16 protein-coding genes are annotated in these 21714 nt (G+C 70.2%); 14 read left to right on the top strand and 2 right to left on the bottom strand.

What is annotated here, in order from left to right:
- Positions 1 to 427: 427 nt before the first annotated feature.
- On the top strand, positions 428 to 556 hold the full coding sequence (locus ACZ3IC_RS04570) for a hypothetical protein (RefSeq protein WP_093772350.1): 129 nt from the start codon (positions 428 to 430) through the stop codon (positions 554 to 556).
- A gap of 72 nt (positions 557 to 628) precedes the next feature.
- On the opposite strand, the gene ACZ3IC_RS04565 is transcribed toward ACZ3IC_RS04570, so the two are convergent.
- Positions 629 to 766 (bottom strand): hypothetical protein, encoded by a 138-nt coding sequence (locus tag ACZ3IC_RS04565; protein WP_467412551.1) that lies wholly within the window; start codon positions 764 to 766, stop codon positions 629 to 631.
- 99 nt (positions 767 to 865) lie between these two features.
- Between ACZ3IC_RS04565 and ACZ3IC_RS04560 the strand changes: the two genes are divergently transcribed.
- From ACZ3IC_RS04560 to ACZ3IC_RS04515, 10 genes are all read left to right on the top strand, one after another.
- Positions 866 to 1909 (top strand): 3-isopropylmalate dehydrogenase, encoded by a 1044-nt coding sequence (locus ACZ3IC_RS04560; protein ID WP_467412549.1) that lies wholly within the window; start codon positions 866 to 868, stop codon positions 1907 to 1909.
- Positions 1910 to 2167: 258 nt separating this feature from the next.
- The gene (locus tag ACZ3IC_RS04555) at positions 2168 to 3256 is read left to right on the top strand and encodes a branched-chain amino acid aminotransferase (protein ID WP_467412547.1); all 1089 of its coding nucleotides are present in this window, start codon (positions 2168 to 2170) and stop codon (positions 3254 to 3256) included.
- Positions 3257 to 3442: 186 nt separating this feature from the next.
- Positions 3443 to 4123 (top strand): urease subunit gamma, encoded by a 681-nt coding sequence (gene ureA, locus ACZ3IC_RS04550; protein ID WP_467412545.1) that lies wholly within the window; start codon positions 3443 to 3445, stop codon positions 4121 to 4123.
- Entirely contained in the window at positions 4120 to 5808 is a 1689-nt protein-coding gene (locus ACZ3IC_RS04545; RefSeq protein WP_467412544.1) for an urease subunit alpha, read from the top strand. Before ureA ends, ACZ3IC_RS04545 begins: the two co-directional genes overlap by 4 nt.
- A 38-nt stretch (positions 5809 to 5846) precedes the next feature.
- Positions 5847 to 6860 (top strand): agmatine deiminase family protein, encoded by a 1014-nt coding sequence (locus ACZ3IC_RS04540; protein ID WP_467412542.1) that lies wholly within the window; start codon positions 5847 to 5849, stop codon positions 6858 to 6860.
- Positions 6861 to 6863: 3 nt separating this feature from the next.
- Positions 6864 to 7487: a TetR/AcrR family transcriptional regulator gene (locus ACZ3IC_RS04535; RefSeq protein WP_467412540.1), complete on the top strand. Its 624-nt coding sequence runs from the start codon at positions 6864 to 6866 to the stop codon at positions 7485 to 7487.
- A gap of 81 nt (positions 7488 to 7568) precedes the next feature.
- Entirely contained in the window at positions 7569 to 8903 is a 1335-nt protein-coding gene (locus ACZ3IC_RS04530) for an MFS transporter (protein ID WP_467412537.1), read from the top strand.
- A 278-nt stretch (positions 8904 to 9181) separates the two neighbouring features.
- Entirely contained in the window at positions 9182 to 10789 is a 1608-nt protein-coding gene (gene cimA, locus ACZ3IC_RS04525; protein ID WP_467412536.1) for a citramalate synthase, read from the top strand.
- Positions 10790 to 10902: 113 nt separating this feature from the next.
- Positions 10903 to 12258 carry a hypothetical protein gene (locus tag ACZ3IC_RS04520; RefSeq protein ID WP_467412534.1) on the top strand — a complete coding sequence of 452 codons (1356 nt, stop codon included), beginning with the start codon at positions 10903 to 10905 and terminating at the stop codon, positions 12256 to 12258.
- A gap of 165 nt (positions 12259 to 12423) precedes the next feature.
- Positions 12424 to 15126, top strand: a complete 2703-nt coding sequence (locus ACZ3IC_RS04515) for a SpoIIE family protein phosphatase (protein WP_467412532.1) — start codon at positions 12424 to 12426, stop codon at positions 15124 to 15126.
- 181 nt (positions 15127 to 15307) lie between these two features.
- On the opposite strand, the gene ACZ3IC_RS04510 is transcribed toward ACZ3IC_RS04515, so the two are convergent.
- A complete protein-coding gene (locus tag ACZ3IC_RS04510) occupies positions 15308 to 15694 on the bottom strand; it encodes a hypothetical protein (RefSeq protein WP_467412530.1) in 387 nt (128 codons plus the stop codon).
- A gap of 244 nt (positions 15695 to 15938) precedes the next feature.
- On the opposite strand from ACZ3IC_RS04510, the gene ACZ3IC_RS04505 reads away from it, so the two are divergent.
- The 3 genes from ACZ3IC_RS04505 (at position 15939) to ACZ3IC_RS04495 (ending at position 21598) form a co-directional block, all read left to right on the top strand.
- On the top strand, positions 15939 to 19760 hold the full coding sequence (locus ACZ3IC_RS04505) for a S8 family serine peptidase (RefSeq protein WP_467412527.1): 3822 nt from the start codon (positions 15939 to 15941) through the stop codon (positions 19758 to 19760).
- A gap of 154 nt (positions 19761 to 19914) precedes the next feature.
- Positions 19915 to 20925, top strand: a complete 1011-nt coding sequence (locus ACZ3IC_RS04500) for a helix-turn-helix domain-containing protein (RefSeq protein WP_467413118.1) — start codon at positions 19915 to 19917, stop codon at positions 20923 to 20925.
- A 148-nt stretch (positions 20926 to 21073) separates the two neighbouring features.
- Positions 21074 to 21598, top strand: coding sequence for a hypothetical protein (locus ACZ3IC_RS04495; protein WP_467412526.1), 525 nt, complete (start codon positions 21074 to 21076; stop codon positions 21596 to 21598).
- Positions 21599 to 21714 lie beyond the last annotated feature (116 nt).

Here is a 21714-nt window from a genome sequence, read left to right as displayed (position 1 = left end):
CACCAGGGCTGACCCCGGGGTGCCGCACCCCCGGCGCCCCGCCATGAATCCCGCCTCCCGCCCGGTTCCCCTGCCGGACGGGAGGCGGTTTCCATTCCGGTGCCGTCCCTGAGCACAGGAGGGCCGTCCCTCAGTGCAGGCGAGCGGCCGTAAACCCCCGTCTCAGATAGTAGGAAGTCCGAGTAATTGTGGAGACAGACCGGCCGAGCTGCCCTAGCTTTGTAGGAGCCGAACGTCTCGCTAGATCCAGCGACTGGCGGTCGTGAGTGCGCGCCCCGTGCAGGCAACCCCTGTAGCGCCCGCTCCCCGCCCCTTCCGGCGCCTCGAAATCTCGATCTCGAAATCCCGATCTCGAAATCCCGATCTCGAATTCACGTTCACGAATTTCGATCTCGAAATCCTCGCGATCTCAAGGAGTCGATCCACCATGGCCGAGACGACTGTCCGCCGCGTCCGTCACACCCACCGCCCGACCGAGTCGGAGCGTCAGAATGCCGCCGCCGCCCTGCAGCGGGCCCTCGACCGCAGGGACAACGGCGGCTCCACGGGGCACTGAGAACGGTCGCCCGGGGCAGGTCGCCCGCACCGCTCATGGCGACCGGCCCGGCGGGTGTCGCCGAGGAGAGGCTCAGCCGCGGCTGATCTCGAAGTGGTCGATGCGCTCGCCCGATTCGGCGAGTGCGGTGACCTTCATCCGGTCTATTGGGTGCTTCTCGAAGAGCGGTACCCACGCGTCGGACGAGAACATCCACCTGCTGCCTGACACCGCCCCGTCGGGTAGGTGAGCGATACACGTACAGCTCCCGGCGCGTCCGTATGGTGGACGTCACGTGTCATGAAATGGGACGCGCAGTAGGGTGCGGACATGTCTCGCAGCATCAATCTCGCAGTGATCCCCGGTGACGGTATCGGCCAGGAGGTCGTGGCTCAGGGCCTGAAGGTCCTCAACGCTGTTCTCCCGCAGGATGTGAAGCTGGAGACCAAGGAGTACGACCTCGGTGCCCGGCGCTGGCACCGCACGGGTGAAACCCTCCCGGACGCGGAACTCGAAGCCCTCAAGGGCCACGACGCCATCCTGCTCGGCGCGATCGGTGACCCCTCCGTGCCGTCCGGCGTCCTGGAGCGCGGGCTTCTGCTGAAGCTCCGGTTCGTCTTCGATCACTTCGTCAACCTGCGGCCGTCGAAGCTGTTCCCGAACACAGCGACCCCGCTGGCCGGCTGCCCGGACATCGACTTCGTCGTCGTCCGCGAGGGCACCGAGGGCCCGTACACCGGCAACGGCGGTTCGCTGCGCACCGGTACGGAGCACGAGGTCGCCACCGAGGTCAGCGTCAACACCGCGTACGGCGTCGAGCGTGTCGTCCGTGACGCCTTCGAGCGGGCGAACGCGCGGCCACGCAAGAAGCTGACGCTGGTTCACAAGAACAACGTCCTGGTGTACGCGGGTCACATGTGGAAGAGCATCTTCGACAAGGTTGCGACCGAGTACCCCGAGGTCACCACCGACTATCTGCACGTCGACGCAGCGACGATCTTCTTCGTCACCCAGCCGGAGCGCTTCGACGTCATCGTCACCGACAACCTCTTCGGTGACATCCTCACCGACCTCGCCGCGGCCGTGACCGGCGGCATCGGCCTGGCCGCCTCCGGCAACATCAATCCGACGGGCGCGTACCCGTCGATGTTCGAGCCGGTCCACGGCTCTGCCCCCGACATCGCGGGCCAGGGCAAGGCCGACCCGACGGCCGCGATTCTCTCCGGCGCGCTTCTGCTGCGTCACCTCGGCTACGAGGCCCAGGCCGTGCGCATCGAGGACGCCGTCTCCGCCGACCTCGCGGAGCGCGAAGGGGCGACGAGCCGTACGACCGACGAGATCGGCGACGCGCTCGCGGTACGCGTAGCGAGCTGACCCGACGACTCCATTTTCGAAGCCGCCGGGTCGCAAGCGCACCCGGCGGCTTCTCCTGTGCGGTCCCAGGTGTCACCATCGACCACTGGATCGCATTCGCGTCATTTCGTGCACGGCCACCCGGGAGCGATAATCGAACGGGGCCGTGGCTCGCGGTGAAGCTCGGACGTCCTGGCACCTGTCTGCGTCCTGGCACCTGTCTGACAGGAGTGACGTGAGCGCGGTCCAACACACACAACCGGTGAAGGACACGCACTCATGACGACGCCCACGATCGAGCTCAAGCCCTCCTCGAACCCGCTGTCCGACGCGGAGCGCGAGGCGATCCTGGTCAAGCCCGGATTCGGCCGCTACTTCACCGATCACATGGTGACGATCCGGTGGACCGAGGGCCGCGGCTGGCACGACGGTCAGCTCGTCCCCTACGGCCCTCTCTCCCTGGACCCCGCGACCACTGTCCTGCACTACGCGCAGGAGATCTTCGAGGGCCTCAAGGCCTACCGCCAGCCCGACGGCAGCGTGGCCACGTTCCGTCCCGAGGCGAACGCCAAGCGTTTCCAGACCTCGGCGCACCGGCTGGGCATGCCGGAACTGCCCGTCGAGACGTTCATCAAGGCATGTGACGTGCTCGTCCAGCAGGACGAGGCATGGGTCCCGACGCACGGCGGCGAGGAGTCGCTCTACCTGCGGCCGTTCATGATCGCGACCGAGGTCGGCCTCGGTGTGAAGCCCGCCAACGAGTACCTCTTCGTCGTCATCGCCTCGCCCGCCGGCGCGTACTTCCCCGGTGGCGTCAAGCCGGTCTCGATCTGGCTCTCCGAGGACCGCGTCCGCGCCGTCCCGGGCGGCATGGGCGACGCCAAGACCGGCGGCAACTACGCCGCGTCCCTCCTCGCCCAGGCCGAGGCGGCGGCGAAGGGCTGCGACCAGGTCGCCTACCTCGACGCGGTCGAGCACAAGTGGGTCGAGGAGCTCGGCGGCATGAACCTGTACTTCGTGTACGGGAACAAGATCATCACCCCCGCCCTGACCGGCTCCCTGCTCGCCGGTGTCACCCGTGACTCGCTGCTCAAGGTCGCCCGCGACCTCGGTTACGAGTCCGAGGAGGGCCGCGTCTCCATCGACCAGTGGCGGGCCGACACCGCGAACGGCACCCTCACCGAGGTCTTCGCCTGCGGCACCGCCGCCGTCATCACCCCCGTCGGCACCGTCAAGTCCGCGGGCGGCGAGTGGACCCAGGGCGAGGGCACGCCCGGCGAGGTCACGATGAAGCTGCGCGAGCGCCTGCTGGACATCCAGCGCGGTGTCGCCGAGGACACCCACGGCTGGATGCACCCGCTCGGCTAGTCCGCCCCGTCCGTCGTTGCGCGAAGGCCGCACCCGGTTCCTGCCGGGCGCGGCCTTCGTCGTATGCCCGAGCCGGTCGCCCGCCCCGGCCGCATCATTGGAGCACCAGTCAAAGATGACGGACAGATCTTCCACTTTCTCCTGTTCCACGGTTAGAGTGCTGCTCTAAACAGGAGGTGTGTAGGCGTGCGACTGACCCCGACGGAACGTGACCGGCTGCTGCTCTTCGGCGCCGCCGAACTGGCCCGGGCCCGCCGTGCCCGGGGGCTGAAGCTCAATGTCCCCGAGGCGACCGCCCTGATCGCGGACACGGTCTGCGAGGCCGCCCGCGACGGGCGCAGGCTCGCCGAGGCCATCGAGGCCGCGCGGTCCGTGCTCGGACCCGACGATGTGCTGCCGGGGGTCGCCGATGTCGTCACCGAGGTCCATGTGGAGGCCGTCTTCGACGACGGTTCTCGGCTCGCCGTGGTCTCCCGGCCGCTGGGCGGCGGGCTCGGCGACGACGCGCCCGGGGCTGTCGTCCCCGGCCCGGCCCTGCCCGAGCCGGAGCCCGTGGCGCGGCTGGCCGTCCGTAACACCGCGACCGTGCCGGTCTCCGTGACGTCGCACTTCCACTTCTTCGAGGCCAACCCGCGGCTCGACTTCGACCGGGCTGCGGCGTACGGGATGCGGCTCCGCGTCCCCGCCGGGTCCTCCGTCCGCTTCGGGCCGGGGGAGTCGGTCGAGGTGGGGCTGGTGCCCATCGGCGGTGACCGGATCGCCATCGGGTTCGCCGGACTGGTCGACGGACCGCTCGATGCGCCCGGCGCACGTGAGGAGGCCCTGCGGCGCGCGGCGGCCTGTGGATATCTGGGAGCAGAGCGATGAGCATCGATCCGTACGAGTACGCCTCCGTGCACGGCCCGCGCGCCGGGGACCGGGTCAGGCTCGGTGACTCCGGTCTGACCGTCCGTGTCGAGTCCGACGCACAGCGGTACGGCGAGGAGTTCCTCGCCGGATTCGGCAAGACCGCCCGCGACGGGCTGCATCTCAAGGCCGCCGCCGTCCGGGACACCTGCGATGTCGTCATCAGCAATGTGCTGGTCATCGACGCCGTGCAAGGCATCCGCAAGGTGTCGATCGGTATCCGCGAGGGCCGGATCGCGGCGATCGGGCGGGCCGGTAACCCGGACACCCTCGACGGCGTCGACGTCGTCGTCGGCACGGGGACCACCATCGTCTCCGGCGAGGGGATGATCGCGACGGCGGGCGCTGTCGACACCCACGTCCATCTGCTCTCGCCGCGGATCATGGAGGCGTCGCTCGCTTCCGGCGTCACCACGATCATCGGCCAGGAGTTCGGCCCGGTCTGGGGTGTCGGCGTCAACTCACCGTGGGCCCTGCGTCATGCCTTCAACGCGTTCGACGCCTGGCCGGTCAACATCGGCTTCCTGGGCCGCGGTTCGTCCTCCCACCACGCTCCGCTGGTCGAGGCGCTCGCGGAGGGCGGGGCCTGCGGCTTCAAGGTCCACGAGGACATGGGCGCCCACACCCGCGCCCTGGACACCGCACTGCGGGTCGCCGAGGAGCACGACGTCCAGGTCGCCCTGCACAGCGACGGGCTGAACGAGTGCCTGTCGGTCGAGGACACCCTGCGTGTCCTCGAGGGCCGTACGATCCACGCCTTCCACATCGAGGGCTGCGGCGGCGGACACGTCCCCAACGTCCTCAAGATGGCGGGCGTCCCGAATGTCATCGGCTCGTCCACCAACCCGACGCTGCCCTTCGGCCGGGACGCCGTCGCCGAGCACTACGGGATGATCGTCTCCGTACACGACCTCAAGACGGACCTGCCGGGCGACGCGGCCATGGCCCGCGACCGCATCCGTGCCGGGACGATGGGTGCCGAGGACGTCCTGCACGACCTGGGTGCCATCGGCATCACCTCCTCCGACGCGCAAGGCATGGGACGGGCCGGTGAGACGGTACGCCGCACCTTCGCGATGGCCGGGAAGATGAAGGCCGAACTCGGTCCGATGGACGGCGACGGTCCCGCGGACGACAACGCCCGGGTGCTGCGCTACATCGCCAAGCTGACCATCAACCCCGCCATCGCCCATGGCCTTGCGCACGAGATCGGCTCCATCGAGACCGGGAAGCTCGCCGACATCGTGCTGTGGCGGCCCGAGTTCTTCGGCGCGAAGCCGCAGCTCGTGCTGAAGTCCGGCTTTCCGGCGTACGGAGTCACGGGAGACCCGAACGCGGCCACCGACACCTGCGAACCCCTGGTCCTCGGACCGCAGTTCGGAGCGTACGGAGCCACCGCCGCCGATCTGTCCGTGGCCTTCGTCTCGCAGGCCGCGACCCAGCTCGGGGCGGACCTGATGCCCACACGCCGGCGCCGCGTCGGAGTGCGCGGTACCCGCGGCATCGGCCCCTGCGACCTCGTCCACAACTCCCGTACCGGAGAAGTCGCCGTGGACGCCCGCAACGGTCTGGTCACCCTCGACGGCGACCCGCTGCGCTCCGAGCCCGCCGACTCCGTCTCCCTCAACCGCCTCTATTTCCTCTGACTCCTCTGATTCCTCTGAATCTTTCTCAAGGACTCTCCATGACCTTCCGTATGCCGCCCGAGTGGGCCCCGCACGAACGCACCTGGATGGCCTGGCCGGGCCCCAACCCCACCTTCGAATCGGACGCCGAACTGAACGAAGCCCGCAGTGCCTGGGCCACCGTCGCCCGCGCCGTCCGCCGCTTCGAACCCGTCACGATGGTCGTAGGCCCCGGCCAGGAGGACAGCGCCCGCGCACTCCTCGGCCCGGACATCGAGCTGGCCGTCCGCCCGCTCGACGACGCCTGGATGCGCGACATCGGCCCCACCTTCGTCAGTGACGGGCGTCAACTTGCCGCCGTCGACTGGACGTTCAACGGCTGGGGCGCCCAGAGCTGGGCCCGCTGGGAGCACGACCAGCACATCGCCCGCAGCGTCGCCGAGATCGCCGCCGTCCCCGTACACAGCTCCACGCTCGTCAACGAGGGCGGCGCCATCCATGTGGACGGCGAGGGCACCGTCCTGCTCACCGAGACCGTCCAGCTCGGTGCGGAACGCAACCCCGACTGGACCCGTGAGCAGGTCGAGGCCGAGATCCACGCCCGGCTCGGCACCGAGAAGGCCATCTGGCTGCCGCGCGGACTGGCCGGTGACTACGGCAGGTACGGCACCCTCGGCCATGTCGACATCGTCGCCGCCTTCGCCCGCCCCGGCACCGTCGTCGCCCATGTCCAGCCGGACCCGGCCCACCCCGACCACGAGATCACCCGCGAGACCGTCCGCGTCCTGCGCGCCGCGACCGACGCCAGGGGCCGGTCCCTGAACGTGGTGGAGGTCCCGGCGCCCACCGTGCTGAAGGCCGACGGGGAGTGGGTCGACTACTCCTACATCAACCACTACCTCTGCAACGACGGCGTGATCCTCTGCGCCTTCGACGACCCGCGCGACAAGGAAGCGGCGGCGATTTTCGGCGAGCTGTTCCCCGACCGTACGGTGACACTCGTCGACGCCCGTACGATCTTTGCCGGCGGTGGAGGCATCCACTGCATCACGCAGCAGCAGCCGAAGGTCTGAACCGTGCCCCCCGCTCCACGCCGCCGCAACACCGCCCCGCCCCGCGAGGACGTGCTGGCCGCCGCCATGGCCACCATCGCCGAACGGGGCCTCGACGGCCTCACCATGGCCGGGCTCGGCCGTGAGGTCGGCATGAGCAGCGGACACCTCCTCTACTACTTCCGCACCAAGGACGAGCTGCTGCTCCAGACCCTGGAGTGGAGCGAGGGCCGGCTCGGCGCACAGCGGGGCACCCTGCTGTCCGGGCGGGCGACGGCCCGCGAACGGCTCGACGCTTACATCGATCTGTACCTCCCCGACGGCCACCGCGATCCGCACTGGACGCTCTGGCTGGAGGTCTGGAACCGCTCGCGGAACGCCGACGACGACGCACGCTCCCGGCAGGCCGCGATCGAGGGCGCCTGGCACCGCGACCTGGTGGCGCTGCTGGCGGAGGGCGCCTCGCGCGGCGAGTTCCGTGCCGTCGACGCCGAACGGTTCGCGACCCGGCTGCGCGCCCTGCTCGACGGGTTCAGCGTCCATGTCGCCGTTGGCATCCCGGGTACCGGGCGGGAGCAAGTCCTCGCCAGGGTCCGGGAGTTCATCGACGATTCGCTCAACGTCCCGGAGCGGCCCGGCGTGCCGTGAACGAAACGCACGTAAGTACGCGTGATCGTTGCCCGTTGCGGCCTTGTTCCGGTCCTGGCTGTTCGGGCACGGTGACGGACCATGGGACGAGAGCAGTGGAAGAAAATCTGGGTCGGCTCCGCCGGCAACATGGTCGAGTGGTTCGACTGGTTCGTGTACGCGACCTTCGCCGTCTACTTCGCGGATTCGTTCTTCCCCGAAGGCAATGAGACCGCGAACCTGATGAATACGATGGGCATCTTCGCCGTCGGCTTCTTCATGAGGCCGGTCGGTGGCTGGATGCTCGGCCGGATCGGGGACCGCAGAGGACGCAAGGCCGCGCTCACCCTCACCGTCACCCTCATGTCGGCCTCCGCAATCCTCATCGCCGTCGCGCCGACGTACGACGTCGCGGGATACGGCGGTGTCGCCGTCCTGCTGGTGGCCCGGCTGCTCCAGGGCCTTTCCGTCGGGGGCGAGTACGCTGCCAGCGCCACCTACCTGACCGAGGCGTCCGCACCCCGAAGGCGCGGCTTCGCCTCCAGCTTCCAGTACGTGTCCATGACCGCGGGACAGCTCGTCGGCCTCGGCCTCCAGATCATCCTCCAGCGCACCATGTCCGACGCGGCCCTCCACAGCTGGGGCTGGCGCATCCCGTTCATCGTCGGGGCGCTCGGCGCCGCGATCGTCTTCTATCTGCGCCGCGCGATGCTGGAGACCGAGGTGTACGCGGAGTCCGGCGTGGCCGAGCAGGAGGACCGCGGCACGCTGAAGGCGCTGTGGCGGCACAAGCGGGAGGCGTTCCTGGTGATGGCGCTGACCATGGGCGGGACCGTCGCGTACTACACGTACACGACCTATCTCACCAAGTTCCTCTCCAAGAGCGCCGGGATGGAGAAGTCCACCGCCTCGCTCGTCAGCTTCTGTGCCCTGTTCGTCTTCATGTGCATCCAGCCGTTGGCCGGAATGCTCTCCGACCGGATCGGCCGCCGCCCGCTGCTGATCACCTTCGCCGTCGGCTCCACCTTCCTGACCGTGCCGATCATGACGATGCTCAAGCACGCGGGCACCTTCTGGCCCGCCTTCGGCCTGGCGCTCCTCGCCCTGGTCGTCGTCACCGGGTACACCTCGATCAACGCCTGCGTGAAGGCCGAGCTCTTCCCGACCGGCATCCGCGCCCTGGGCGTCGCCCTCCCGTACGCCATCGCCAACGCGCTCTTCGGCGGCACCGCCGAATACGTGGCGCTCTGGTTCAAGAAGGCGGGCATCGAGTCCGGCTTCTACTGGTACGTCGCGGGCTGCGCCGCGGTCTCCCTGGTCGTCTACCTGACCATGCGTGAGACCCGCGACATCGACCTGGGACGGGTCGGTGCCAAGGAGTCGGAGCAGGAGCGTCCGGAGCGGTCCGGAGCGACCAGCGTCACGCCCGCATCCTGAGACGGGACACGGCACGGAGGCAGCCCTGTGCAAGACTGCCCCCGTGCCCTCGTTCGTCATGATTATTGGCAACAGGCGCGCCGGTCCGCAGTGACCGTCCCGTACCACCCTGTGCGGCACGGCCACCGTGCCCCAGACCCGCGCGCAGACCTCTCGCACCCGCGAGGGGTTTTTTCGTTTTCCGGCCATCACCTCGGCAGGGGCGAGGCGCGCGGGATGATGGGGGCAAGTGGAGCCAGATCGTCCGGATCCACTCATCCGACAGGAGTCAGACCAGCATGACCACCAAGGCCAAGGCCACCGACGACAGTTTCCATGTCTTCGACACCACGCTGCGCGACGGGGCCCAGCGCGAAGGCATCAACCTGACGGTCGCGGACAAGCTGACCATTGCCCGGCACCTGGACGACTTCGGCGTGGGCTTCATCGAGGGCGGCTGGCCCGGCGCCAACCCCCGCGACACCGAGTTCTTCGCCCGCGCCCAGCAGGAGATCGAGTTCAAGAACGCCGAGCTGGTCGCCTTCGGCGCGACCCGCAGGGCCGGTGGCAAGGCCGCCGAGGACCCCCAGGTCAAGGCACTGCTGTCGTCCGGCGCGCCGGTGATCACGCTGGTCGCCAAGTCCCATGACCGCCATGTGGAATTCGCCCTGCGCACCACCCTCGAAGAGAACCTGGAGATGGTCCGCGACACCGTCTCCTTCCTCCGTGAGCAGGGCCGCCGGGTCTTCGTGGACTGCGAGCACTTCTTCGACGGCTACCGCGCCAACCCCGAGTACGCCAAGGCCGTCGTCCGCGCCGCCTCCGAGGCCGGCGCCGATGTCGTCATCCTCTGCGACACCAACGGCGGGATGCTCCCCGCCCAGGTCCAGGCCGTCGTCTCCACCGTTCTCGCCGACACCGGCGCCCGGCTCGGTATCCACGCCCAGGACGACACCGGCTGCGCCGTCGCCAACACCCTCGCCGCCGTCGACGCGGGCGCCACCCACGTCCAGTGCACCGCCAACGGCTACGGCGAGCGGGTCGGCAACGCCAACCTCTTCCCCGTCGTCGCCGCCCTGGAACTCAAGTACGGCAAGACCGTCCTCCCCGAGGGCGCACTCGCCGACATGACCCGTGTCTCGCACGCCATCGCCGAGGTCGTCAATCTGACGCCCTCCACTCACCAGCCCTATGTGGGTGTTTCCGCCTTCGCCCACAAGGCCGGACTGCACGCCTCCGCGATCAAGGTCGACCCGGACCTGTACCAGCACATCGACCCCGCACTGGTCGGCAACACCATGCGGATGCTCGTCTCCGACATGGCGGGTCGTGCCTCCATCGAGCTCAAGGGCAAGGAGCTCGGCATCGACCTCGGCGGTGACCGCGAGCTCGTCGGCCGGGTCGTCGAGCGGGTCAAGGAGCGCGAGCTCAAGGGCTACACGTACGAGGCCGCCGACGCCTCCTTCGAGCTGCTGCTGCGCGCCGAGGCCGAGGGCCGGGTACGCCGCTACTTCCGTACCGAGTCCTGGCGCGCCATCGTCGAGGACCGCCCCGACGGCACGCATGCCAACGAGGCGACCGTGAAGCTCTGGGCCAAGGGCGAGCGCATCGTCGCCACCGCCGAGGGCAACGGCCCGGTCAACGCACTCGACCGGGCGCTCCGCGTCGCGCTGGAGCGGATCTACCCGCAGCTCGCCAAGCTGGAACTGGTCGATTACAAGGTCCGCATCCTCGAAGGCCGCACCGGCACCGAGTCCACCACCCGAGTCCTCATCACCACGGCCGACGGCACCGGCGAATGGGCGACGGTCGGTGTCGCGGAGAACGTCATCGCGGCGTCCTGGCAGGCACTGGAGGACGCGTACACCTACGGGCTGCTGCGGGCCGGGATCGAGCCGACGGAGTAACGCGGCTCGTCCGCGACCGCGAAGGCGGCGTACCGGGCCGCGGAGTCCCACCGAAAGAGCTGACCCAGGTGGGTGGCGGCGCGAAAGCGGCCCACCTGGGTTAACTTTTAAGTATGCGGAACAGGCTGTTCCCTACCTTGTTGGCCGGCCTGCTGCTGATTCTGTCGGTGGCCGTGCTCGCCATGGTTCCAGCTGCGCCCGCGGCGGTCGGCGCCTCGGCCATCGACGAGGTCGCGCAGGCGCTGCGCAAGGGCCCTGTGTACGTCGACCCGGCCGCCGCCGACCAGCTCTCCGCAAGCCAGGCGACCGCCCTGACGAAGAAGATCAAGGACGCCGACAAGCCCGTCTTCGTGGCGGTGCTGCCACGGACCTCGGCGTTCCCCGAGCAGACCCTGCTGGCGACCCTGCGCACCGACACCGGCATCACGGGCGTTTACGCGGTCCGCCTCGGCAACGGGTTCGACGCGGGCGCAGACCCGCAGGTGATGTCCACCCGAGCGGTCGAGAACCTCACTGCCGCTGTGAAGGCACCCGGCGCGGACACCGACGCCGCGACCCAGCTGAACGCCTTCGTCGACCGGGCCGTCGAACAGGCCCGGGGCAGCGCCCCCGCTTCCTGGGGCGCCTCCTTTGCGGGCGACGGACCACCGTCCCTGGTCGGACTCATCACGGCCGGCGCGATCCTGGTGCTGGGCGGCGGCACGGCCTACACGATCTTCCGGCGCAACCGGAACCGCAAGAAGGCCGAGGAACGGGCCGCACTCGACAAGCTCCGGGTCGTTGTGGACGAGGACATCACCGCGTACGGCGAAACCCTGGACCGTCTCGACTTCCGCCCCGCGGAGCCGGGCGCCGACGACACCATGCGCGCCGACTACGAGCGGGCACTGGACTCCTATGAGAGCGCGAAATTCCGCATGTCCCGGGCCCAGCATCCGTCCGACGTGCGCGGAGTCACCCAGGCCCTGGAGGACGGCCGGTTCTCCCTGGCCGTCCTGGACGCCCGCCGCACGGGCAGTGAAGTGCCGGCCCGCCGCCCGCCGTGCTTCTTCGACCCGCGCCACGGTCCTTCGGTCGCCGACGTCCACTGGTCCCCGTCCGGCGGCACGGCCCGTGAGGTCCCGGTCTGCGGGGCGGACGAGATCCGGCTGCGCGAGGGCGAGGAGCCGCTGAGCCGCACCGTCGACACGGGGGACGGCCGCCGCCGCCCGTACTGGGAGGCGGGCCCTGCGTACGGCCCCTGGGCGGGCGGCTATTTCGGCGGCGGCCTGCTCCCCGGCCTGTTGGTCGGCACGATGCTCGGCTCGATGCTGTCGTCCCCGGCGTACGCGGCGGAGTATGGCGGCGGCGACTTCGGCTCCGGCGGAGACTGGAGCGGCGGGGACTTCTCCGGCTCCGACTTCGACAGCGGAGGTTTCGGCGGCGGCGACTTCGGGGGCGGCGGCGGATTCGACGGCGGCGGGTTCTGAGCCCGCTGACCGGCTACCTCTCGGGCAGGTGCGATTCATGCTAGACCTAAAGTTATGTCTGGTATCGGCCGGTTCCGGGCGAGGCTGCGACGCTCCGTCCGGCGACCACATCGGCACGATGGGGGGCGCTCGGGCCAAGCCACCCCCGCGCCGCCCGACCGGGACATGACCCACCGCGCCACGACCCGCGAACTGTGGTCCCTGTTCAGTGTGCGCACCGTGGCCGGCCAGGTCTTCTGCTTCGTGCTCGCGCTCGTGTTCCTGCTCATCTCCGGCGCCACGATCGCCCTGGTGGCGCAGGGCCGTCGCGACACCATGCAGGCGGCCGAAGCCCGCACACTGAGCGTGGCCGAGACGTTCGCCCACTCGCCGGGGATCGTGCAGGCGCTGGACAGCGAGAACCCCCCCGCGATATTGCAGCCACGCGCGGAGCAGATCCGCAGAGAGGCCGATGTCGACTACATCATCGTGGCCAGCACTGAGGGCATCCGCTACACCCATCCGGACCCCTCGCTGATCGGCAAGCGCGTCCCAGGCTCGACGTACAAGAAGGCGCTGACCGGCGAAAGCTTCACCACAACCATCACCAGCGCCCAGGCGCCCGTGGTCAGCTCGGTGGTGCCCGTCCCCCGGCCCGACGGCTCGATCGCCGGCCTGGTGGCAGCGGGAGTCACCGTCGAGTCCGTGAACAGCCTGGCGGACCGCTCCCTCCCGTTGAGCGCGGGAGCAGCGGTGGCCGCCCTCGCGCTCACTGCGGGCGGCGCCGCCCTGCTGAGCAGACGGCTGCGCCGCCAGACCCATGGGCTCGGACCGGCCGAGATGACCCGCATGTACGAGCACCACGACGCGGTGCTGCACGCGGTCCGCGAGGGCGTCCTCATCATGGATGCCGACCACCGGCTGATCCTGGCCAACGACGAGGCCCGCAGGCTCCTCGCCCTGTCCCCGGACGCGGAGGGTCGAGCGGTGACGGGCCTCGGGCTGGACCCCGCCATCGCCGGTCTGCTCGCCTCCGGCCGGACCGTCACGGACGAGGTGGTGCGCGCCAGCAGTTCCCTGCTGGTCGTCAACCTCCGTCCGACCGATGCGCACGGTGGGCCTCCCGGCACCGTGGCGACCCTGCGGGACACCACCGAGCTCCGAAAGGTCACGGGCCGGGCGGAACTCGTCCACGAACGTCTGCTGCTCCTCTACGAGGCCACTGCCCGGATCGGTACCACCCTCGACGTGACCCGGACGGCCCAGGAGCTGGCGGATGTGGCGACCCCCGGATTCGCCGACGTCACGACCGTCGACCTAGCCGCTCCCGCGCCCCCCGGGGAGGAACCCGTCACGCCGCCAGGTGCCCCGCTGGACATGCGCCGTACCGCCATCGCCACCACGGACCCGGACCAGCCCCTGCTCGCGATCGGCCGACTGGTCGGATTCGTCCCCGACAGGACCGGGGCCATGCGCGTGAACAGTGAGGAGGTCGGACTGGGGACCGAGGTGATCACACAGCTGGGATGGCGCTACTGGGATCCCGAGCGGGCCGCGGACATCCTGGACTACGGATTCCACTCGGTGCTGTCCGTACCCCTGCACGCACGTGGCGTCGTTCTGGGCCTGGTCAACTTCTGGCGTGCGGGAAATCCGGAACCGTTCGACGACGACGACCAGTCCTTCGCCGAGGAGCTGGTGGCCAGGGCGGCCGTCAGCGTGGACAACGCCCGCCGGTACACGCATGAGCACGAAATGGCCGTGTCGCTGCAACGCAGCCTGCTGCCCCGCGACCTGCCCGGGCAGAACGCCCTCAATGTCGCCCACCGCTATCTGCCGGCGCGGGCGGAGGTGGGCGGCGACTGGTACGACGTGATCCCGCTGTCCGGCGCCCGGGTCGCGCTGGTCGTCGGTGACGTGGTCGGGCATGGTCTGCACGCCGCCGCCACCATGGGACGGCTGCGCACCAGCATCCACAACTTCTCCGCGCTGGACTTCGCGCCCGACGAACTCCTGGGACATCTCGACGAACTGGTCAACCGGATCGACCAGGAAGAAGCGGCCGACGGTGGCGGCGCCGAGATCGCCGGAGCCACCTGCCTGTATGCGATCTACGACGCGGTCTCCGGGAACTGCTCGGTGGCCCGGGCCGGCCACCCCGGACCCGTGCTGGTGCTCCCGGACGGCAGCGTCGAGTGCCCCGACGTTCCGGTCGGACTGCCCCTCGGTATCGGGGGCATGCCCTTCGAGGCGGCCGAGTTCCACGTACCCGAGGGGAGCCGTCTGGTCGTCTACACGGACGGTCTCGTCGAGCACCGCGGCAGGGACATCGACACCGGCATGGAAGTGCTGCGCGCCGTCCTCGCCGGTCGCGACCGGACACCGGAGGAGACCTGCGACGACGTGCTCGACGCGATGCTGACCGATCAGCCGACCGACGACGTGGCCCTCCTCGTGGCCCGTACCCGCAGGCTCGATCCCGACCAGGTCGCGCAATGGGCCGTGGCCACCGATCCGGCGGCCGTCGCCGGAGTCCGCAAGAACGTCACCCGGTGGCTCACCGAGCGCGGCCTGGACGAGGAAGCGTTCACCACCGAGCTGATCCTGAGCGAGCTGGTCACCAACGCGGTGCGCTACGGCTCGGCGCCCATCGAGGTCCGCCTGCTGTACGACCGCAACCTGATCTGCGAGGTGTCCGACAGCAGTAGCACCTCACCCCATCTGCGCTACGCGGCGACGATGGACGAGGGCGGCCGTGGCCTGTTTCTTGTCGCCCAGTTCGCCGAACGCTGGGGCACCCGCTACACCGAGACCGGCAAGGTGATCTGGTCGGAGCAGTCGGTCGGTGAATCGGAGGAGAGGGATGACCTCCAGGGCCGGTCTCGGTGATGTGCGGTGGCGTATCGCTGCGGCGGGGCGGGGATCTCGTGGATGACGCTCCCTCGGGCGAAGACCCGGCCCTGGCCGGTGACGGAGTCGGCGGTGTGCACCCGGTCGGCCAATGCGCGGCGCCGAGGGTTGCCCCTGAGGGGTCCGCTGACGGAAGGGCCGCTGCGGAGTCTGATGTGAATCAGTGAGCGGGGTTGGCAACCCCGTTGCTCGACGCGGGACGCATCGGCGATGCCCAGATGGTGGCCTGGCGCTGGACCGAGCCGGGTACGGTCGGTGTCGCGGGCAGGGCCGCCTGATCGACGGGCAGGCCGCCGATCACCAATGTGCCCTGCGGGCCGGAGTGCCTTCGAGACCGGCGCACCCCACGGCGCAGCGGGAACGGAACGTCCTCCCAGGTGTCCCGGGCCCCTGCCACCCACTCGGGGTTGTCGAGCTGGTCGTGACCGCCGGTGCACAGGGTGCGGGCCAGCCGCTCGCCCGCGCCGGTATCGGCCGGGTCAAGTGCCCAGTCGGCGGCGACGGCGCTGGAGTTGGCCGGCGAGGTCCGCGGCTGCGGGCCCGGCATGCCCCGCGGACTCCGGTCCTAGGGTCCGTACTGGTGAGCTCGCGGATTGCGCTCGGCACCACCAAATGCCCGCAGCCGGGCGAGGCGGGCGTCGGATCAGGCCGAATGGGCGCCGCGCACCGCTCTCCGGGCAAGTACCGCCGCCCGGCGGCGCGTCGGTCGCGCTGGCACATGTGGGACGTGGCGCTTTGGTGCCAGCGGACTGCTGTTCCCGCACAGGAGCCGGGCCGATAAGAACCCCTGCATGACTTCTCTCACACCTCCCCGCCGGCATCGCCGGCGGGCATTCGCGGCGGCGGTCTGCACCGTCGCCGTCCTGACGCCATTGGCCGGGCCGACCGGCTCCGCGGTGGCGGACGTGCCGTCAGCCGCTGCCGTAACCCACCCCTCCGCGACCGGCACCACCGGGGACCACACCGTCACCCTGCTCACCGGTGACATCGTGCGCGTCGCCGATGTCGGCGGCGGTAAGGAGAGCGTCGACGTGACGCGCCCGCGCGGCGCCACCGGCGGCGTGCGCACCGAGACCATCGGCGACGACCTCTACGTCTTCCCGGACGAGGTGCTGCCCTACCTGGCCGCGAACCGGCTGGACCGGCGGCTGTTCAACGTCACCGAACTGATCGAGCAGGGCTACGACGACGAGCACAGCGACGGCATCCCGCTGATCCTCGGCTACCGTTCCTCGGCCGCGGCGTCCGCCCGGACCGTGCCGCCTGCCGGAGCGACGAAGATCCGGTCGCTGCCGGCCGTCAACGCCACGTCCGTCCAGGCGGCGAAGAAGAAGACCCGCGAGCTGTGGACCGCGGTCGCCCCCGCCGCGCCCGCCGCCGGCTCCGCCGATCCCGAGCTGAGCGACGGGCTGGACAAGATCTGGCTGGACGGCAAGGTCAAGGCCACCCTCCAGGACAGCACCGCGCAGATCGGCGCGCCCGCCGCCTGGGAAAAGGGCTACGACGGCAAGGGCGTCAAGGTCGCCGTGCTGGACACCGGCGCCGACCTCAACCACCCCGACCTGGCCGGGCGGATCGGCGAGTCGCAGAGCTTCGTTCCCGACGAGACCGTCCAGGACGGCCACGGCCACGGCACCCACACCGCCTCCACCGTCGGCGGCAGCGGCGCGGCCGCCGACGGCGCCGAGAAGGGCGTGGCGCCCGGCGCAGAGTTGCTGATCGGCAAGGTGCTCGCCGACGAGGGCTCCGGCCAGGACTCCTGGCTCATCGCCGGCATGGAGTGGGCCGTCGACCACGGCGCCAAGGTGGTCAACATGAGCCTGGGCACCTCGGAGCCCTCCGACGGCACCGACGTGATGAGTCAGGCCGTGAACCGGCTCACCGAGGAGAGCGGCGCCCTGTTCGTCATCTCGGCCGGCAACGCCGGCGCCGAGGCGACCGTCGGCAGCCCCGGCGCCGCCGACGAGGCCCTGACCGTCGCCGCCGTGGACTCCGCCGACAAGCGCGCGTCCTTCTCCTCCCAGGGCCCGCGCTACAAGGACTACGCCCTCAAGCCCGACATCTCCGCCCCCGGTGTCGACATCCTGGCGGCCAAGGCCGGCGGCAGCGCGGCCACCGGCTGGTACCAGAAGATGAGCGGCACCTCCATGGCGAGCCCGCACGTCGCCGGCGCGGCCGCGATCCTGGCCCAGGAACACCCGGACTGGAAGGCGCAGCAGCTCAAGGACGCGCTGATGAGCACCTCCAAGGAACTGTCGGCGTACACCACTTACCAGGTGGGCAGCGGCCGTGCCGACATCGCCGCCGCGACCGCCGCCACGGTGACCGCGACCGGCTCGGCGTACTTCGGCCTCGACGCCTGGCCGCACGACGGCGCGGAGTCCGTCGACCGTACGGTGACCTACCGCAACAGCGGTGACGAGCCGGTGGAGCTGCGTCTGGCGCTGAACGCCACCGTGGCCGGCGGCCCGTACGACACGGACCCGGCCGCCGACGCGGGCAAGCCCGCGCCGGCGGGAATGTTCACCCTCTCCTCCGACACCGTGACCGTGCCCGCCCACGGCTCCACCACCGTCACGGCCACCGCCAAGCCGGGCCTGGGCGCCGACGGCCGCCGTTACCTGGGACAGATCACCGCCAAGGACGCCACCGGCGAGCTGCGCGCCCGCACCCAGGTCGGCCTGTACCGGGAGGACCAACAGCACAACCTGGACATCGTCCTGAAGGACCGTTCCGGAAAGCCCGCCGCAGGCTATGCCGTGATCCAGCACCTGGGCACCGGCAAGGACCCCTTGGTCATCACCGTGGACGAGACCGGCCGTCTCGACCTGCGGCTGCGGGCCGGCACCTACAGCGTCTTCACCTACCTGACCGTCGCCGGCAGCAACGGCCCCGACTCGGTCGGCATGGCGCTGATGGGCGACCCGGAGATCACCCTCGACCACGACCAGGAGGTCGTGCTGGACGCCGGCCGGACCCGCGAGGTGCGCGCGGAGGTGCCGCGCAAGACCCAGGACCGGATGCTGTCCATGAACTGGTACCGCTCGGACGACTCGGCCGACGGATCGGGCGCGTTGGACCAGCAGTACATTCTGCCGCCGACGTACGACAGCATGTTCGTGCTCCCCACCCGCAAGGTGACCCAGGGCAGCTTCGAATACGAGACCCGCTGGCGCAAGGCGTACCCGCTGCTGACGCTCACCGCCGACGGCCGACCGGTCCCGCTGATGGACCAGGCCGGCTCCTCGTTCTACGACGGGCGCAAGCGCCTGGACGTGGTCTACGCCGGCACCGGCACCCCCGCCGAGTACGCCGGGCTGAACGTCAAGGGCAAGGCGGCGCTGGTGACCAGCTCGGACGAGCTGAAGGGATCGGCGCGTGCCCAGGCGGCCGCCGACGCCGGGGCCGCACTGCTGATCGTCGTCAACGACGGGCCCGGCAAGCTGCGGGAGTACGTCGGCGGCAACGGCACGAACAGCAACGTGCCGGTGGCCTCGGTGACCGCCCGCGTCGGAGCGCCGCTGATCGCGGACGCCAAGCGCGGCCGGTTGCAGCTGGACGTCAAGGGCGTGCCCAACTCCCCGTACGCATACGACCTGTCGGACCCGCACACCGGCCAGATCCCGTCCACCGGGCTGACCTACCGTCCCCGCTCGTCCGACCTGGCCACCGTGGAGATGCGGTACCACGGCACCACCACCATGCCCGGCGGCGAGGGCCGGGTGAACTTCCGCCCGTATCGCGAGGTCACGTCCGGGTACACGATGCCCATCGACATGCCCGGGACCCGCACCGACTACGTCTCGGCGCAGCCCGGCACGGTGTGGGCCGAGTTCGCGGTGAACGGGCCGAAGCGGGTGTGGGAGTCCCGCAGCGGCCGGTTCAGCTACGAGCCGGGCTCCCGGCAGATCCACAACTGGTTCGGCCCCGTGACACGCCCTGCCGTCGGCGGTGGCTACTGGTGGCCGCAGCGTTACAGCAGCTCCCTGTCGGTCAACTTCCAGCCGTGGTCGGACGGCGGCAACAACCCTGCGGGCGGCATGGGACACGGCGGCGCCATTCAGCAAGGCGGCGACAAGCTGGACCTGAAGATCTACCAGGACGGCACGCTGGTCAAGACCACCGGCCGGCCGGCCGCGGTGATCTTCGACCTCCCGACCACGACCTCCGTCTACACCTTCGACCTGAGCGCCGAACGCGACGCGGACGTCTACCGGCTGTCCACCCGCGCCCACACGGTGTGGCAGGTGAAGTCCGACCCGGTCACCGACCCGAAGCAGATCGACCGGATGGCGATGCTGCAGCTGGACTACCACATCGACACCGACCTGGCCGGTGACGCCCGCGGCGGCCGCCAGTCGCTCCGGCTCACCGCGAGCCACCTGCCGGACGCGGCCGGCGCCGGGAAGGTCGAGGGAGCCACGCTGTCGGTGTCGTACGACGACGGCGCGACCTGGAAGCCGGCGCAGCTGCTCCCGGACCCGAAGTCCGGTACCTGGACCGCCTCTTACGATGCCCCGCGCCACGGCTATGTGTCACTGAAGGCCGAGGCCTGGGACGACGCGGGCAACCGCATCAGCCAGGAGGTGATCCGCGCCTACGGTCTGAAGTAGGCGAAAAGATCCGATACGGAGGCTGTCGGCCCCCCTTCCGCCACGTCACCCAGCCCCGGGTGACTGACGGGGCGACAGCCTCCGTATTGTCATCGGGACTTCGCTCGATCGATGCGATCGAACCACTCGATCACGAGGAGGTTCCGTGCTCTCGATGCTCGGGCTCGGCCCGGCCGAGGAGGAGGTCTACCGCCTCCTGGTGGCCCGTGCCGGCGCCAACGCCGACCAACTGGCGGCCGAGACCGGCCGCCGCCCCTGCGAGGTGCAGCCGCTGCTCACCGCGCTGGCTCGGCGCGGCCTCGCCATGGTCGGCGCCGACGGCGGTGAGGGCGAGGACGACGGCGAGGGCGACGGCGCACGGCCGGGGATGTCGACGGTCTTCACCGCCGCGCCCCCGGCCGTAGCGCTCGGCGGAACTTTACGGCAGCGCCGCGACGATCTACGGGCCGCCGAAGAGGCCCTGCTGGCACTCACCGAGGAGTATCGCAACGCGGCGGCCGGCGGCAGCATCGTCGAAGTGATCACCGACTCCGGCGCGGTACGGCACCGCTTCATGCAGCTCCAGGAGTCCGCGCGGCACGAGATCCGGGCGATGATGGTGCCGGAGTCCACCGTCGTGCGGCGCGAGCACAACACCGCCGAGCATGCCGGGGTGCGCCGCGGTGTGCTCTACCGCACCATCGTGCAGCGCGAGGTGCTGGGCCAGCCCGGCATGGTCGCCGAGGTACTGGGTGCGATCGCGGCCGACCAGCAGGTCAGCGTCGCGGAATCGGTGCCGGTGAAATTCATGATCGCCGACCGGGAGCTGGCCATGGTGCCCCTGCTGCCGGGATGCCGCTCCGCCCCTGCCTCGATCCTGCTGCACTCCAGCGGGCTGCTGGAGGCCCTGATCGCCTACTTCGAACTGGCCTGGGAGCATGCCTATCCGCTTTCCCCCAATACGGTGGGCGGCAGCATCACCGAGGTGCGCCCGGACGGCCTGGACGAGATGGACGCCCGGGTGCTGGCCCTGGTCCTGGCCGGTCTCACCGACCAGGCTGCCGCCGGCCAGCTCGGCGTCTCCCGCCGCACCGTCCAGCGCCGCATCGGCGAACTCATGCTCAAGGCGGGCGCGGAAAGCCGCATCCAGCTCGGCTGGATCGCCGCCCGCAGGGGGTGGGCCTGACGGCCGCGCACGCCCAGACGTACGGTGCGGATGGTCGCGGACGGCGACCCGTCTGCTCATCCAACCCCTTGCACCCTCTGGCGGACGCGCGTAGAACTCGGGCACTATCTTCCTGCCCCTTATTTGTCATGAGCAGGAGGAGTCCCCCATGGTGTCCCGTATGACACTGCGCCCCGTCCTGACCGCCCTCGCCCTCGTTCTCGGCGTCCTCTTCGCCCCCGGCGTCGGCGTTCTCGGCAGTGGTGCGACCCAGGCCCACGCCGTCACCAAGCTCACCCACGCCCAGGCCACCGCCCGGTTCAGCTCTTCCGGAATCACCTGGTCGTCCTCCGGCGGCTGCTCCAACCGCTACGTCTCCACCTGCACCTCGTTCGACCAGCTCAACCTGGCCACCGCCCAGGGCGCCCAGACCCTCAAGAGCGCCACGGGCTGCGCGCTGAACATCACCGGCGGCACCGAGACCGGGCACGCCAGTGGCACGTACTCGCACTGGAACGGCTACAAGCTCGACTTCGCCAAGTCGACCTGTCTCACCAACTACGTCCACAACGCCTTCACTTACATAGGCGTGCGCGGTGACGGCGCCCCCCAGTACAAGGCGGGCTCCGGCAACATCTACGCCGACGAGGGCAACCACTGGGACGTGACGTACTACAACTGCGGCGGCTGCTGACCTCCGCTGACTTCCGCGCCGCGTCCGCTCGCGCTGGTGCCCCCTCCGCCGGACGGGGCACCCGTGCGGGTACGCGATCTCGTCGGCAACGAGCCGACGGTGAACACTGCTTGCTC

The organism is Streptomyces sp. NPDC002958, from assembly GCF_055563255.1.
The sequence above is the reverse complement of the archived record's forward strand: the minus strand, read 5'-3'. Positions and strand labels throughout refer to the sequence as shown.